The 13,564-nt window shown below is 34.2% G+C and carries 14 protein-coding genes and 1 riboswitch; of the genes, 2 read left to right on the forward strand and 12 right to left on the reverse strand.

Translation table 11 applies throughout. The annotated features are described in order from the left end of the window. Positions 1–25 precede the first annotated feature (25 nt). The 12 genes from CDZ92_RS08990 to CDZ92_RS20295 all read right to left on the reverse strand — a co-directional run bounded on the left by CDZ92_RS08990 (position 26) and on the right by CDZ92_RS20295 (position 12,298). Positions 26–685 carry an oxidoreductase gene (locus tag CDZ92_RS08990; RefSeq protein WP_096154909.1) on the reverse strand — a complete coding sequence of 220 codons (660 nt, stop codon included), beginning with the start codon at positions 683–685 and terminating at the stop codon, positions 26–28. A gap of 5 nt (positions 686–690) precedes the next feature. Next, positions 691–1,188 carry a preQ(1) synthase gene (queF, locus tag CDZ92_RS08995; RefSeq protein ID WP_096154910.1) on the reverse strand — a complete coding sequence of 166 codons (498 nt, stop codon included), beginning with the start codon at positions 1,186–1,188 and terminating at the stop codon, positions 691–693. Positions 1,189–1,202: 14 nt separating this feature from the next. After that, positions 1,203–1,925, reverse strand: coding sequence for a 7-carboxy-7-deazaguanine synthase QueE (gene queE / locus CDZ92_RS09000; protein WP_096154911.1), 723 nt, complete (start codon positions 1,923–1,925; stop codon positions 1,203–1,205). Next, complete coding sequence (gene queD / locus CDZ92_RS09005) at positions 1,915–2,358, reverse strand: 6-carboxytetrahydropterin synthase QueD (protein WP_096154912.1); 444 nt, start codon at positions 2,356–2,358, stop codon at positions 1,915–1,917. The genes queE and queD overlap by 11 nt, the downstream gene beginning before the upstream one ends. Beyond that, positions 2,355–3,020 carry a 7-cyano-7-deazaguanine synthase QueC gene (gene queC, locus CDZ92_RS09010; RefSeq protein WP_096154913.1) on the reverse strand — a complete coding sequence of 222 codons (666 nt, stop codon included), beginning with the start codon at positions 3,018–3,020 and terminating at the stop codon, positions 2,355–2,357. The genes queD and queC overlap by 4 nt, the downstream gene beginning before the upstream one ends. A gap of 130 nt (positions 3,021–3,150) precedes the next feature. Further along, positions 3,151–3,195, reverse strand: a riboswitch (PreQ1 riboswitch). Between the two features lie 167 nt (positions 3,196–3,362). Then, positions 3,363–4,268, reverse strand: a complete 906-nt coding sequence (locus CDZ92_RS09015) for a DMT family transporter (protein WP_096154914.1) — start codon at positions 4,266–4,268, stop codon at positions 3,363–3,365. After that, positions 4,255–5,208 (reverse strand): PD-(D/E)XK nuclease family protein, encoded by a 954-nt coding sequence (locus CDZ92_RS09020; protein WP_096154915.1) that lies wholly within the window; start codon positions 5,206–5,208, stop codon positions 4,255–4,257. The genes CDZ92_RS09015 and CDZ92_RS09020 overlap by 14 nt, the downstream gene beginning before the upstream one ends. 591 nt (positions 5,209–5,799) lie before the next feature. Further along, positions 5,800–9,318, reverse strand: a complete 3,519-nt coding sequence (locus CDZ92_RS09025; protein ID WP_176483742.1) for a YhaN family protein — start codon at positions 9,316–9,318, stop codon at positions 5,800–5,802. Next, positions 9,315–10,592 carry a metallophosphoesterase family protein gene (locus CDZ92_RS09030; protein ID WP_096154917.1) on the reverse strand — a complete coding sequence of 426 codons (1,278 nt, stop codon included), beginning with the start codon at positions 10,590–10,592 and terminating at the stop codon, positions 9,315–9,317. Before CDZ92_RS09030 ends, CDZ92_RS09025 begins: the two co-directional genes overlap by 4 nt. A 250-nt stretch (positions 10,593–10,842) precedes the next feature. Next, positions 10,843–11,256 (reverse strand): hypothetical protein, encoded by a 414-nt coding sequence (locus CDZ92_RS09035; RefSeq protein WP_096154918.1) that lies wholly within the window; start codon positions 11,254–11,256, stop codon positions 10,843–10,845. 56 nt (positions 11,257–11,312) lie between these two features. Further along, positions 11,313–12,074, reverse strand: a complete 762-nt coding sequence (locus tag CDZ92_RS09040; protein WP_096154919.1) for a hypothetical protein — start codon at positions 12,072–12,074, stop codon at positions 11,313–11,315. A gap of 107 nt (positions 12,075–12,181) precedes the next feature. Next, complete coding sequence (locus CDZ92_RS20295) at positions 12,182–12,298, reverse strand: DUF6254 family protein (protein WP_227521506.1); 117 nt, start codon at positions 12,296–12,298, stop codon at positions 12,182–12,184. A gap of 71 nt (positions 12,299–12,369) precedes the next feature. Between CDZ92_RS20295 and CDZ92_RS09045 the strand changes: the two genes are divergently transcribed. Together CDZ92_RS09045 and CDZ92_RS09050 are read left to right on the forward strand one after the other, a co-directional pair. Further along, entirely contained in the window at positions 12,370–12,981 is a 612-nt protein-coding gene (locus CDZ92_RS09045) for a CPBP family intramembrane glutamic endopeptidase (RefSeq protein ID WP_096154920.1), read from the forward strand. 55 nt (positions 12,982–13,036) lie between these two features. After that, positions 13,037–13,438, forward strand: coding sequence for a hypothetical protein (locus CDZ92_RS09050; protein WP_096154921.1), 402 nt, complete (start codon positions 13,037–13,039; stop codon positions 13,436–13,438). Positions 13,439–13,564 lie beyond the last annotated feature (126 nt).

The raw sequence follows: 13,564 nt of genomic DNA on the forward strand, positions 1-13,564 counted from the left end.
TTATAAAAAGGTAACGCTATACACGCTACCTTTTGCTTCTAGAGATAAGGTTTGATTCGATTATGTGAACCCCTTTTTCTCCTTTTATAATATTTTCTATCATGGTAAGAGCAACATCTTCTCCATGTACAGGGCGATATTTTGCTAATTTCCCTTTTAAGAAAGGAGTTAATAAAAAGCTTATTTTTTCAGCTGCTTTTTCGCCAAAACGGAATTCATCTCGTTCTCCAAGTAGCAAGGAAGGTCTAATGATATAGAGGGATTCCACGTTCTCTTGTTGAACGGCTTCCTCCATTTCTCCTTTTACCATATTGTAAAAAACGTTAGAACGGCTGTTTGCACCTAGTGCTGAAACTATCGCAATACGCTTTACACCTTTAGATGTTGCGAGCTTGACTGCATTTACAACATAGTGAAAATCAACTTTTTCAAACTGCTCTTTCGATCCTGCCTTTTTAATAGTCGTTCCTAAACAGATATATAGGTCGTCCACCTCAAAGTTCGCACCATAATCTGTAAGTCGGTCAAAGTCAACTTTAATTTGAAATAGCTTTTCACTTGATGTACTTAGAGGTCTTCTAACTAACACCGTTGCAGATTCATATTGTTTATGTTGTAACAGTTGTTGGGTGACACTTTTACCAATTAAACCAGTAGCACCGATAACTAATGCTTTTCTCATCATCTCTATTAACGGTTGTCTACTTTTTCAGGATATAGGTCGTGGTTCATTAAACGGTATTGTGCCATTTCTTCATATTTCGTGCCAGGTTTTCCATAGTTCGTATAAGGGTCAATGGAAATTCCACCACGTGGTGTGAATTTACCCCATACTTCAATGTAGCGTGGGTCCATTAGTTCAATTAGATCATTCATGATGATGTTCATGCAATCTTCGTGGAAATCTCCATGGTTACGGAAGCTGAATAAGTACAGTTTTAAAGATTTACTTTCTACCATTTTTTCATTTGGAATGTAGCTAATGTAAATAGTAGCGAAATCTGGCTGGTTTGTTTTTGGGCATAAGCTTGTAAATTCAGGGCAGTTGAATTTTACAAAGTAGTCTCGGTTTGGATGTTTATTATCGAATGATTCTAGTACGCTTGGTGAATAATGAAATAAATAGCCTGTACCTTGATTTCCTAGTAATGTAACGCCTTGTAATTCTTCGTCTTTTCTTCCTGTCATTTGAAACACTCCTTCTATACTCCGCGGGCATTTCCCCATAATAGTGTGTGTAGTTGAGGTAGGACTCTTGCGTTGTTTAGTTCTTTGTCTTGCATTACTTCGTTAATTAACCATTCGTATTTTTTTAATAGTTCTTGTCTTAGATCTTGAATAGATGCTGTTTGTACATCCGCATTCCCTACTTGCAAATAAAATGGTACGTTTGGAAACATGCTATGTATTTTTTTAGCATATTGCAAATCCTCTTTGTCAAAAACTACAATTTTTAATGATACGTTACTAAGTGCAACGTTCTGAATAATTGTTGCAAGCATCTCAAAATCTGTTTCCATCTTTGAGCTTGGTGGTTTTGGAGAAATAGTTAAATCATCAATATCCTTTAACCACTCTTGCCATTTACTACCTTGTGTTTCTATTGCAACTCGTATGTTTCTCTTATGAAGTTCTTCTACTAAAAAATGAATATTTTTTAAAAGAGCAGGATTTCCACCTGATATCGTTACATGTTGAAATTTATCTTCTCCGATTTCTATGAGCCTTCTAATAATTTGTTCTGCTGTTAGATGCTGAATTTGATCTTTTGCAGATCCGTCCCATGTAAAAGCAGAGTCGCACCAACTACAACGATAGTCGCAACCAGCAGTTCGAACAAACATTGTTTTTTGACCGATTACCATTCCTTCTCCTTGAATGGTCGGTCCAAAAACTTCTAATACGGGAATCGTTTTATTTTCCATCCCTATCCCTCTTCGGTCGGTACACTACATAGCTAGTAGGTGTTTCTCTAACAAAAAGTTGAAGGCATGTCGGTTTGTTTGGCAATGTTTGTAGATGATTTTCTACAAGCTCCCACATCACTCGAGCTACCACTTCTGTTGTTGGAAAATAATTTGGGTCCGAATCATTAAAAAGAGAAGTATGATCATTCATAACAGTGTGATCGAATCGCTTATGAATCAGCGATTTTAACACTTGGAAGTTTACTAAAAAACCAGCTTCGTCTAAATCATCACCAGCAACCGTCACATTAACAAAGTACGTATGACCATGCATTTGCTGACATTTTCCGGCACTTTCAGTTGGAACAAAATGTGCTGCTGCTATATGCATGTCTTTACTTAATTCATATTGATAGGTATGTGCAATTTGCGGATATATTTGTTGAATCACTGTTGTTCACCTTCTTTTTGTGATAAATATTCATTTAGTCCATTGCTTCTTAACTTACATGCCGGACATTCTCCACATCCGTCCGCAATGATTCCGTTATAGCATGTTAATGTTTTATTCCGAACGTAATCTAATGCTTCCAACTCGTCCGCTAACTCCCATGTTTGTGCTTTATTTAACCACATTAATGGTGTATGAATGACAAATTGGTAATCCATTGAAAGATTTAACGTTACGTTTAATGACTTTACAAAAACATCTCGACAATCTGGATAACCACTAAAGTCTGTTTCACAAACCCCTGTCACGATATGTCTTGCTCCAATTTGTTTTGCTGCAACTGCTGCGAATGAAAGAAATAAAAGGTTTCTTCCATCTACAAATGTACTTGGTAATTCGCCTTCTTTTTCTTCAATTTCAATATCTGATCTTGTTAGCGCATTCGGTGTTAATTGGCCAAGTAAGGACATATCTAGTATATGGTGTTTTACGTTTAAGTCTTTGGCTATTTGTTTTGCACAGTCTATTTCTAATTCATGACGTTGTCCGTAGTTGAATGTCACAGCTTCTACTTCGTCGAATTGTTTTTGAGCCCATAACAGACAAGTTGTGCTGTCTTGACCGCCGCTAAAAACAACCATCGCTTTTTCTAACTTCTTCATTATATAATCCCCCATTAGGAAGTTTTCTTTTTTTCTATCAAAAAAAGAGCTAGCCTTCTGTAGTTAGAGGGCTAGCGCGTCATGTAAAAAACGTATAAACAAAAAAATCTATACCATAGGATATAGTTTCATGTCCTTAGTTTTTTATAGAGGGTTTAGCTAGAACCTCTCCTGTTTCTTTGAACAGAATTAATATTTGATTGAGTACGTCACTAAACGAAACGTAATCATGCCTTATTGAATTAACTATGTAAATATAGCATAAGGTTTATTTATAGGTCAATAGTATATAATCGCCTCTTTTCAAATTTGTAAGAAGAGGCGATATTACGTTAATAAAATTTACGCAGCTGCTTTTAGTCTATTAGTAACTCTTGATTTTCTGTTCGCAAAATAGACCCCTAAGAATATAGTGATTAAGCCAAATAGTAAATTTTTTGTAACTGGCTCACCAAGTAGTATATTTCCCCAGAACAAGGCAGTTAACGGGATAATATAGGTGACTGTACTTGCAAAAGCTGCACCGCCAGTGTTTATTAGATAATAGTACAACAAGTATGCAATACCTGATCCAACACATCCTAAACCGATAATAGATACAAATAGTTTCCAGTCATTAGATTGCATCACATTTACTAATGCCATAGGTTCTGTAAAAATAACACCGATTCCTGCTATAGCAGCCCCAACTACAAGTGTAATAAAGGATAGAATGACTACGTTCACCCTACTTAAATATCGTTTTGTGAAATGTGTTGCAAAACCATAACAAGTTGTCGCTAAAATCATCGTGCCTATCCCTATGAAACTATTCGAAAACAGCTCACTAATATTGAAATTCATCAAGATTAATATTCCAAGAAACCCTAGGATGATCCCGCCCCATTGTTGTTTATTAAGAAAAATGGAAAAGGCAATAAATCCAATTAAACCGGTTAGTATTGGGGTTAACGCATTTAATACAGCTGCCGTATTACTCGTTATTTGTGTCTGACTTAGAGCTATTAATGCCCAAGGTAAGCCAGCGTTAAAAACACCAGCAATTAATAATGCTTTCCACGGTAGATTTTTTCTTATTTCTTTATTTTTAATCTTTATTAATAAAAGTGGAAACAAAATAGATGCTCCCGCGACGCATCGTAAAAATACAGTCCCCCATACACCAGCCGTTCCTATTATCGTTTCTACAAATACAAACGATAGGCCCCATATTAAACTTAACCCTATTAAAGCGCTATATAATTTCATTTGTAGCCCCTAATTCCTTGCTATGACATTTTTCTTTGAAGTTACACATCTCACATCTACGTGATAGGTTCATTTCAAAATAATCCATACTTAACGGTTTATTTGTCCCTTTGTCTTCTAAGAGCTGCAACATATAATAGATACTATTATTCATCGTTTGTTCCGCATGATTGATGTCTTGTTGGGTTAATTTGTACTCCCTACTAATCCCTGTCTGCAAATACTCATTACGAATAACAATATCCTCAATTGTTATGTTATGCTCTTGCGATAAATATAGAGCATAAAATGCTAACTGCTTTTTGTCCTCTTCTGATTCTTTACCAGTTTTCCAATCAATTACTACCCACTTACCTTGATGCACATCTTTGTATACGAAGTCTAGCACTACATATACATCTACACCATTTACTTCAAAAATTTTAAATTCTTCTGATTCCAACACTTGCAATTCTAAGTTGTTTAAAATACCTTGATACGTCTCACTTTCGAAAAAATGTTGCACACATTTATATAGCTTTTCTTTCGTTACCGCAATCTCTTCAGAACTAATCCCTTGTTCATAGTAGATTTCATGCAACATTTTATAACGTTTGGGTCTGTTAAACCAATATTGTTTATGTTTAGTAGAGTCAATATAAGCCTTATTTAAACCTCGTGATACCTTTTCAATCATCTCTTCTTTTGAAATCAAACTTTTACCTGCTATAAATCTTTTGATTTGGTAGTCGATTGCATTATGCAGTTCTTCTCCTAAAATAATTGGGAGGTTAGTTAAATTCTTTAATCTGTAAGAAGATTTATTCTCTTCTAGTGCATCATATGACCATCCATTATGAGATTCATAATAGTGATAGTAATATTTTCTCTTGCAATCTAATAGTGTCTTATGTCTACTATTAGACCAAGAAAAACTCGGGTACTCACGCTCAATATACATGTTGTTCCTCCCTTATTTATAAACCAATCAGAAAAATAGCTTTCGAAACAAAAATTACTCTCTATCAAACTTTTTTACATTCTATCATTCACTTCTGTTAATATATCAAATTTTCTCTTTCTTAACATCCAGAAAAACAAAGAAAAAACACGAGGATTACGTAAACATCGAACAAAAAAATTAGTAGAAAAAATAGAACACCTATCATTCATACTAGGCAAACACACCTTATACAAAAAAGGTTAGAAAACATACCTCAAACAAAGAGGCTGGGACAGAACTAATTTTTTTCTTAAAAGTCGAATAATTAGTGTCTGGTTATCATACCGCAGATGATTGGAGTGCAAACCTTCGCTTTCCGCGGGCGGTAAAGAGGAAGGTTATTTTCACTGCCGTGAAAAAACCTACTCCTCGGCGCAAGCGCCTGTGGGGTCTCACTTAACACGCTTTCCCGCAGGAGTCTTCGGCTTACACTCCAATCATCTGCTATAGAGGCGAGAAAAATCCGACTTATCCCTATATATTGGGATAATGTTCGGATTCTTCTTCGTTCAATATAGTTTTGTCCCGACCTCTTTTTCTGATGTTCTCCTACACACTCACCGTATTTAATTCAATCAAATCATAAGTCACATCTGATGTGATTTGCTTCATCAACTCTACAATTCGATAGTGGTGTGTAAAGAAAATGATTTGTGTTTTCTTTGACAGTTCTAGTAATACCTTTAACGTTTCTTTTGAGCGCTCATCATCAAAATGAACTAAAATATCATCGACGATGAATGGTATTGGCTCGTTTTCTTTTGCGTACTTTTCGATCGCCGCTATTCTTAACGATAAAAATAACTGATCTGTTGTGCCATCACTCATTCCTGATACATCTACAAGTTCATCTTTATTACGAACTCCCATAATTTTCGCTTCGTCTTTTTCATCATATTCGATTGTTAATTTATCATACTTTCCTAACGTTAACTGGTGAAAAATTTCACTAGCCCGATTCATTATAGGACTTTGATTGTTTTCTCGATAATGTTCAATCCCTTTTTGCAGTATTAAAGAGGCTAATTTATACGTAATATACTCGTCCGTATAATTCACAATCGATGCCAATTTACTTTGTTTTTCTTCGGTAGCTTTGACTGATATGTCACTTGTCCCTTTAATCTTTTCTAAATAATCATTTTTTACTACACCATAACCTTGTTCCATAGTCGAACGTTCGGAATCAAGCTGATCCATTTGATCCTTTAATTGCTCTAATTCAATATCTAGTGTATCTTTGTCCGCTTCTTCTGCTTCTATTAATAACTCTTCAAGCGTACGACCGTTACCAAGTTCAATAATCTGTTCCTCAAGCGCTGTGATTTTAGTTGTTAAATTACACTTTTGCTTATAGTCCGACTCCACTTTTTGTAATTCCTCTAACGATTCACAGCACGCTTGCTTTAGCAATTGATATAGAGAAGTAGTAGCTTCCTCCATTTCCTTTTCAGCCTTTTTTACTTTTTCTTTTGCTTGTACTAATTGAGTTTGTAATGTGATTGTTGTTCCTTGATCTTTGTTTGCTTGCTTTAGAACTTGATATAGCTCTGTAACAGCAAGATCATATGCATTCGGAACGAAATTTATTACAACATGTTGCTCCATACTTCTTACGCTTTCTTCAAAGTTAGTAATACGATCTTTCACCATACTCCACTGCTTTTTTGTTGCCTTCCATTCATCATAACTATTTACACATAGTTCATATTTCTCTAATAAAGCTTTGACTACATTTGGAGATGTTAAATTAGAAATAGTAAACGCCTGTAACACTTCCTGCCAATTCTCTTGCCATTCATTTAATGATTTATCCAATTCTTTTTGCTCAATAATTAAATCTCGTAGTTTTTCTTCTAATCTTTGTTTTGCTTCTGTAAAGTTTGTAAACTTGTTATTTTTATCTAAAAGATTTTTCCGTAAAGCTTCTGCTTGTTGCAATAAATCTTCTAAGGTAGAACCTAGTGTAACTTGTCCAAATGTACGTAATGTATCTATTAGTAATGCTTTAAGATGATCGACACTATTAGTTTGAATTTGCATTTGTGATAATACCTTATTTTTTTGTTCATTAAGATCTAAAAATGATTCATATTTATCAAGCCATTCCAACATTTCCTCTGGTGATAGTGGATTTATGTTTGCCAGCTTCCAATGGCTTTTCCATTCCACATCCCACTTATCTAACTTTTCCGTTGTTGCTTTTAGTTCTATTTCAAAACTTGCAATCGCTCGTTTACTAGATTCCATATCAGCAAGCAACTTGTTTTTCGTTCCTACTTTTTCTGCCTCCATTCTCATTTTATCTGAAATTGCATCAGACTCACTTATACTTTTCTCAAAAGCCATCTCCATCGGCAAACTAGCGGCAAAAGTAGAAACTTCATTATCATCATAGTCACCAGTTGTTAGCTTTTTTCGAATAACTAACCAACCTTTCTCACGATGTTTACGTGAGTTTTCCAAATCTGTAATAGTTGGTATGTCAGCCAATGATTCTAATTCTCGAATTTTTCTCTCATTTTCCTGAATCATATTCTTCTCACCATCTATATTTTCCTTTATTCTTTGGATAGCATGGGTGATAAGATGATATTCTTTATCAAACTTCTTAATCGTTTCTTTTAAGGTCGGCACTTTAATACTTAACAACTCTTCACTTGTACCATTGAATAGTGGAATACTATGGAGTACAGAAGTCAATTGTTTTTCTATTTGTTCCAGCTCGTTTTGTTTTTCCCTTAATACACTTTCTACTTTCCCTTCGGATTTAACTTTATCAATTACTGATTCTAATCTGTCTGCATCCATAATTTCAGTATATTTTTTAAGCTCTATGTTTAATCTATCTAATTCTCTAGTTATTACATTAATTTCATTGTTTACATTTTTAAGGTCTAGTTCAAGCGTACGTTTTAGTTCTGAAAGCTCATTTATTGTATTCTTTTTCTCCGCCGTAATACGATATTTTTCTACTTCATCTAGTTGATCAATCTCTCCGCCGAGTTCTTTCAATATTGTAGAAATTGTATATTCGAGTTGTTCGTACTTTGCTTGTAATTGAGGTACCTGTTCAACATGTTGTTGATAACTAGCTATGTTTCGATATAAATCTTCAATGAGAGAAGCTTGTTCCATTATGCCATTAGGAATAACTATTCTTTCTAATTGATTATTTATCTCATTAATCTCTTCTTCCGCTTCTTTCTTTTTCGTTATTTCACTGTTAATTTTGTGTTCTGTTTCTTTTCGAAGATCTTCTGCTTGCTCTGGCAAGTCTGGAACATTAGCGAACTCATTACACTTTTCTATTAATTCATTTCTTACAGCAATTTTCGGTAACGTTTGTTTTAACCGTTCCAATTTTAATTGTTGCAATCTTAAATTACTAATATTTTCCTTCATTTCATTTATTGCGTTTTTTCCGTCATTATAATTTCTTTCAATATCTTTCCAATCTTGGATTTTCATTTGATTATCTGCAATCGTTTTGGAGATTTCTTTTTCCGCTTTTAATTCCACATTTAATTTTGAGTTTTTACGATTTTTTTGATATAGATTACTTGCCCTTGAATCTAATTCACCTAATACATCTCGGAGTACATTTATACCTGAAGCAGCGGAAAACAAACTTTGACCAACATTTCCTTCACTTTGAATTAAACTCTCTCCACCTGTACGTAAACGAACATGATCTAGTGCAAACATATTAGTAAATTGGCTTTCTGAAAGACCGTTTAGAAAGGTAAGGATTTTCTTTTCATCTATTGGATTGTTATTTTCGTCTAAAGCTGTTTTGCTTCTTCCTTTTCTACGGCCAAATTTCAGCTTTTCCCCAGTATGATTCTCCAACTCTCCTTCAATTCGCAACTGGCTATACTTGTGTAAAAAAGCATCTTGTGTTGTTTGAGGAAAACCGTACAAATAATTGGTTACCGAGCGAAGAATCGTACTTTTACCCGCTTCATTAGGTCCGTATAATAAATGGAAGTTTTTGTTATTAGCAAACTTCAAAGGAAAATCAGTAAAGTGTCCGAACGCTTTCAAATGCAAATTATTTATTCTCACGACGTTTCCTCCCCAACTTTCGTAGTTAAATAATGTAATACTAAGTCTTCTACTTCTTTCATTCTATTAGCAAGAATCGCTGAATCTGTAAAATCAAAACCTTCTTCTCCGCTTTTTAGTTCATGTGGCAATGCTGATTGCAAATCTTTAAATTCATCTATTAATAATGAAAAGGTTTCGTCATTATTACTAAGCTGCTCCATATATTCTAATATGCTCGCAATGGGAGTGCTCTTTTCTTTCCATTCTTCTATATCTATCTTTCGTGCTGTTTCGAACTTGAGTTTTTCTATCCATACGTCTCCGTATCCTACTTCAAGTGCCATTGAACGCAAATTATTCAACACATGTTCTTTTTCAACTACAAGTTGTTGGTGCACATTTGTAACACCAATTATTTTAAAGCGAACTGCTAAAAATTTCCCTTCTGCTAGTTCATAAAGTTTTTCTAAATGTATACGTGCTGTTTCAATTACTTCTTGTACGGATTCACACTCTGATACGTTTACTTCACAAACTCCCCATCTTAATACATCAAGAGAATGATGTTCGTATTTTTCAATTTCACCTTGCTTTACGGAAACTATCGTACAACCTTTATTGCCAGTTTCTTTCACATGTCGACCTTGAATATTACCTGGGAAAAGAACAACTGGATTTTTTTCATGTAACACTTCTCTAAGATGGATATGTCCTAATGCCCAATAGTCGTAACCCTTTTCTTTTAAGTCATCTAGCGAGCATGGTGCGTAATTTTCATGCCCTTCACGGCCAGTTAAGCTAGTATGTAATAGGCCGATATTTACATATCCTTCTTTTTTCGTTGGATATGATTTTACGATATTTTCTGTTACAGCCCTTGATGCGAATCCTTGTCCATGTAGTGCTACTTGTAAATTTTCTATAATAAATGTACTCGGTTCTTCGACTGAGAACTCCAATACATTATCAGGTAGTTTTAATTCTTTTGTTATTAGGTTGGCCGCATCATGGTTACCACGGATAATGTAAACGTTAATGTTTTCTTTACTCAAGCGGGCCATTTGGTTTATAAAGAACAACCCTGTATTATAATCTTTCCAATCACCGTCGTATAAGTCACCCGCAAGAATGAGAAAAGCGACTTTCTTCTCGATTGTAAGGTCGATTAAGTTTTTGAATGCTTCCCTTGTTGCATTTCGGATTTTTTCAATTGGTGCTCCTTCATATTTTTCCAACCCTCTTAACGGACTATCTAAATGGATGTCTGCAGCATGGATAAACGTAAACTCCATTGAAATCCCTCCTCATAGCATTTTTATCTTCTTATACATTTCCATAATTCTACAAATGCATAGTCTTTCCTTCTTTTTCTCCGTTGTTTCGACCGCTTGTTACTATTATATACAATATGGTATACCATTTTCGGACAAGGTCATAGGAAATGATAATCTTTTACAAATAAAAAAAGCAATCCTTTCACTCACTCTCGAGAGGAGTTTGTTAGATTACTTTGTTTTTATGTTTATAATAGCATTTATAATATTACTTTATGATTCCGACACCCAAGACCATGTTATTCCATAATACAGCCTCTACTTTCTCTTGTTTGTCAGCTGGGCAATTAATCATAAGAATAAAATCGGCGTCGTCTTTGTTTTTCTTATTATTCTTATCCTTTTTTTTACTAAGTAAATAGTCAATAATAAATCCTAGTAAAAGTCCAGATATAAGACCTATTCCCCCCCATATGACAGGTCCTAAATAGAAAATGTAACCGTAAATAACACCTAATAACATAAATATTATACCGAAAATAGCCGCTAGGTCTACTAAACTTCTCCCGTCTGAACGGTGGAGTGAGTCAATTAGTTGTGCGTTTGTATTCACTTGGTCAAGTGGCACTGCTAGAATTTGTTCCTTTGATAAGCCAAGGTCATCTAAATCACGTAACGTCATCTCAATCTCCATTGAATATTTAAAGGTGGCAAAAATATACAAAAAACTCACTCTTTCTATAGCGGCATTTTGAAAGAAGGATCTTGATAATCTTTTTTTAATTTTCTACTAATAAATTTATCGATATAACTGTTAATCTGTACAGAGTTAACATACGAGTCATAGATAGAAAAGCAGTAAATGGACGGAATAAATAACAACCAATGTGGCACTAATATTTCTGTTGCATCTGAAAACCTTCCGAGAAATGTTAATAGTATCGCTTCATAAACATTTGCTTGATATGTAATGAATAACCACCATGTCATTAATAAAACAGTTGAAAGTAGTCTAGTCATATATAAACTTCCTAAACCAGGTATGACAGCAGACCAAAATGCAGCTAATACAGGGTTTTTCTTATCAATTAAATTCACTTCAATCGAGGAACTATTCGTTATAAGAGATGGGTAGTCGTCTCTATATGCCATTGTGTAGTGTTTATTCATCTCTATTGTAAGTCGGTAACTATCCCATATTGAAAATATGTACATACTAATATATATAAAAATCCAATTTGGGTCCAACACTTCGATCGCTTCATTAAAACGGCCTGTCATACTTAAAAAAATGGCATGGTTCAAATGAGCTAATGTATTTATGACAACTTCCCAAGCAATTAAAATTAATGCAGTAACGTATTTGGATAACATAAAATGTCCAAAACCTGGAAATGCAGCAGACCACCAAGCAACAACAGATGGCTTACGATAATGTAATAAGCTAGTTGTATAAGGGCTGATCATCGCAACAAAGCGTTCTTTTGAACTTGGGTCCATAGGCCACACCTATCTCTATAATTTCTTATCCTAGTATGTGATGAAAATTGGAAGTATATACAAAATAAAGAGGAATACTGCGTAGAACAGTAATCCTCCTATTTGTTTTATTTTTTCTTTTCTTCTTGTGTTAACTCGTCAAAGCTCTTTACTTTGCCATGAGCATTTTGAGATTGTTTTCGTACTTTCCATTGGCGTTCTTGTTGGCTCTTAGATTGTGTCATGTACTACACCCTTTCTTGATGACTTAAAATGTTATATCATATACATTAGGAAAAATTAGGGGGAAATTAATTTGAACAAAAGCAAGTTCCTAATCATTTTGCTTTTAGCTCATTGCTTAATTAGTATTAGCTTCTTTTTAACTCATTATTTTTGGATGTTTTTTCCATTGACGATGGCAGTACTATCTTTTATTGCAATAAAAAATTGGCATGTAATAAAAAGCAGTCCTCCATTTACAATAAGAGAAATATTTATAGGATTTCTATCTGGTTTAATCCTATACATTGTGTTCTTTGTTTCTTACCTAATGATAAAAAAATGGTTTCCACTCTTTATTCCTTACGTTATCGATTTATACAAATTAGTCGGACCAACACAGCTTTGGCAATATGTTTTACTTATTACTATCATTATTCCGGGAGAAGAATTATTTTGGAGAGGATATGTCCAGAATAAACTTTCTATGTATGTGAAATCTGATTGGAGTAGAGTGTTCTTTGCTAGTGTTATTTATGGGTTTGCACATATTTGGACAGCAAATCCTATGTTAATTGCTGCTGCTCTTATTGGTGGGATGTTTTGGGGAAGCTTGTACATATGGAATAATAATATCGGAGTTGTTATCCTATCGCACTACACATTTAATCTATTTTTATTATTTTTACTTCCATTAACATTTTAAACTTGGAGTAAGTAATGTACAATTATTTCATACGAACATATTGGAGGAAAAAGTTTTGGATGCTATTTTTTATTTTGTTTTAGCTGCACTTATTGCAAGTCTTGGAATTACGATAGCGGTTCGCTCATCTATGGATAAATTTGTAGCTGAGCCAAGCAAGTTACAAGAATTTCAGACACGTTTGTTTATTCAAGTATTTGCTATTGAAGCAATACCTATTTTACTAATTATTGTTGGCTTTATGCACCTTCAAAATTCAACTGCTAATGCCATTTTACCGTTAGGTGTTGTTTTATTAAGCCTTTTTGTTAATTTTATTTTATTGTTTAGTAAAAAGAATGAATTATTATCTCATGAACCGAAAGTGCAGAGTGCACTTAACAATTTATTCTTTATTGGTTTAGCTTTAATGGCAGCACTCCCGATTGTTGCAATTGTTGCGATTTTAATAAGGTAAATGTAAATAAGGCCGGGACAAAACCCAGTGAATTTATTGGAGAGGCCCCTAAGAAAATATTTTTGTTCTTGCGGGTCTCTACTTATTGATGGAACAAAGGTATTATCCGATACGAAAGAAAGTCCT

It is taken from the genome of Bacillus sp. FJAT-45066, assembly GCF_002335755.1.
In the GTDB taxonomy this organism is placed as follows: domain Bacteria; phylum Bacillota; class Bacilli; order Bacillales; family Bacillaceae_I; genus Bacillus_CD; species Bacillus_CD alkalisoli.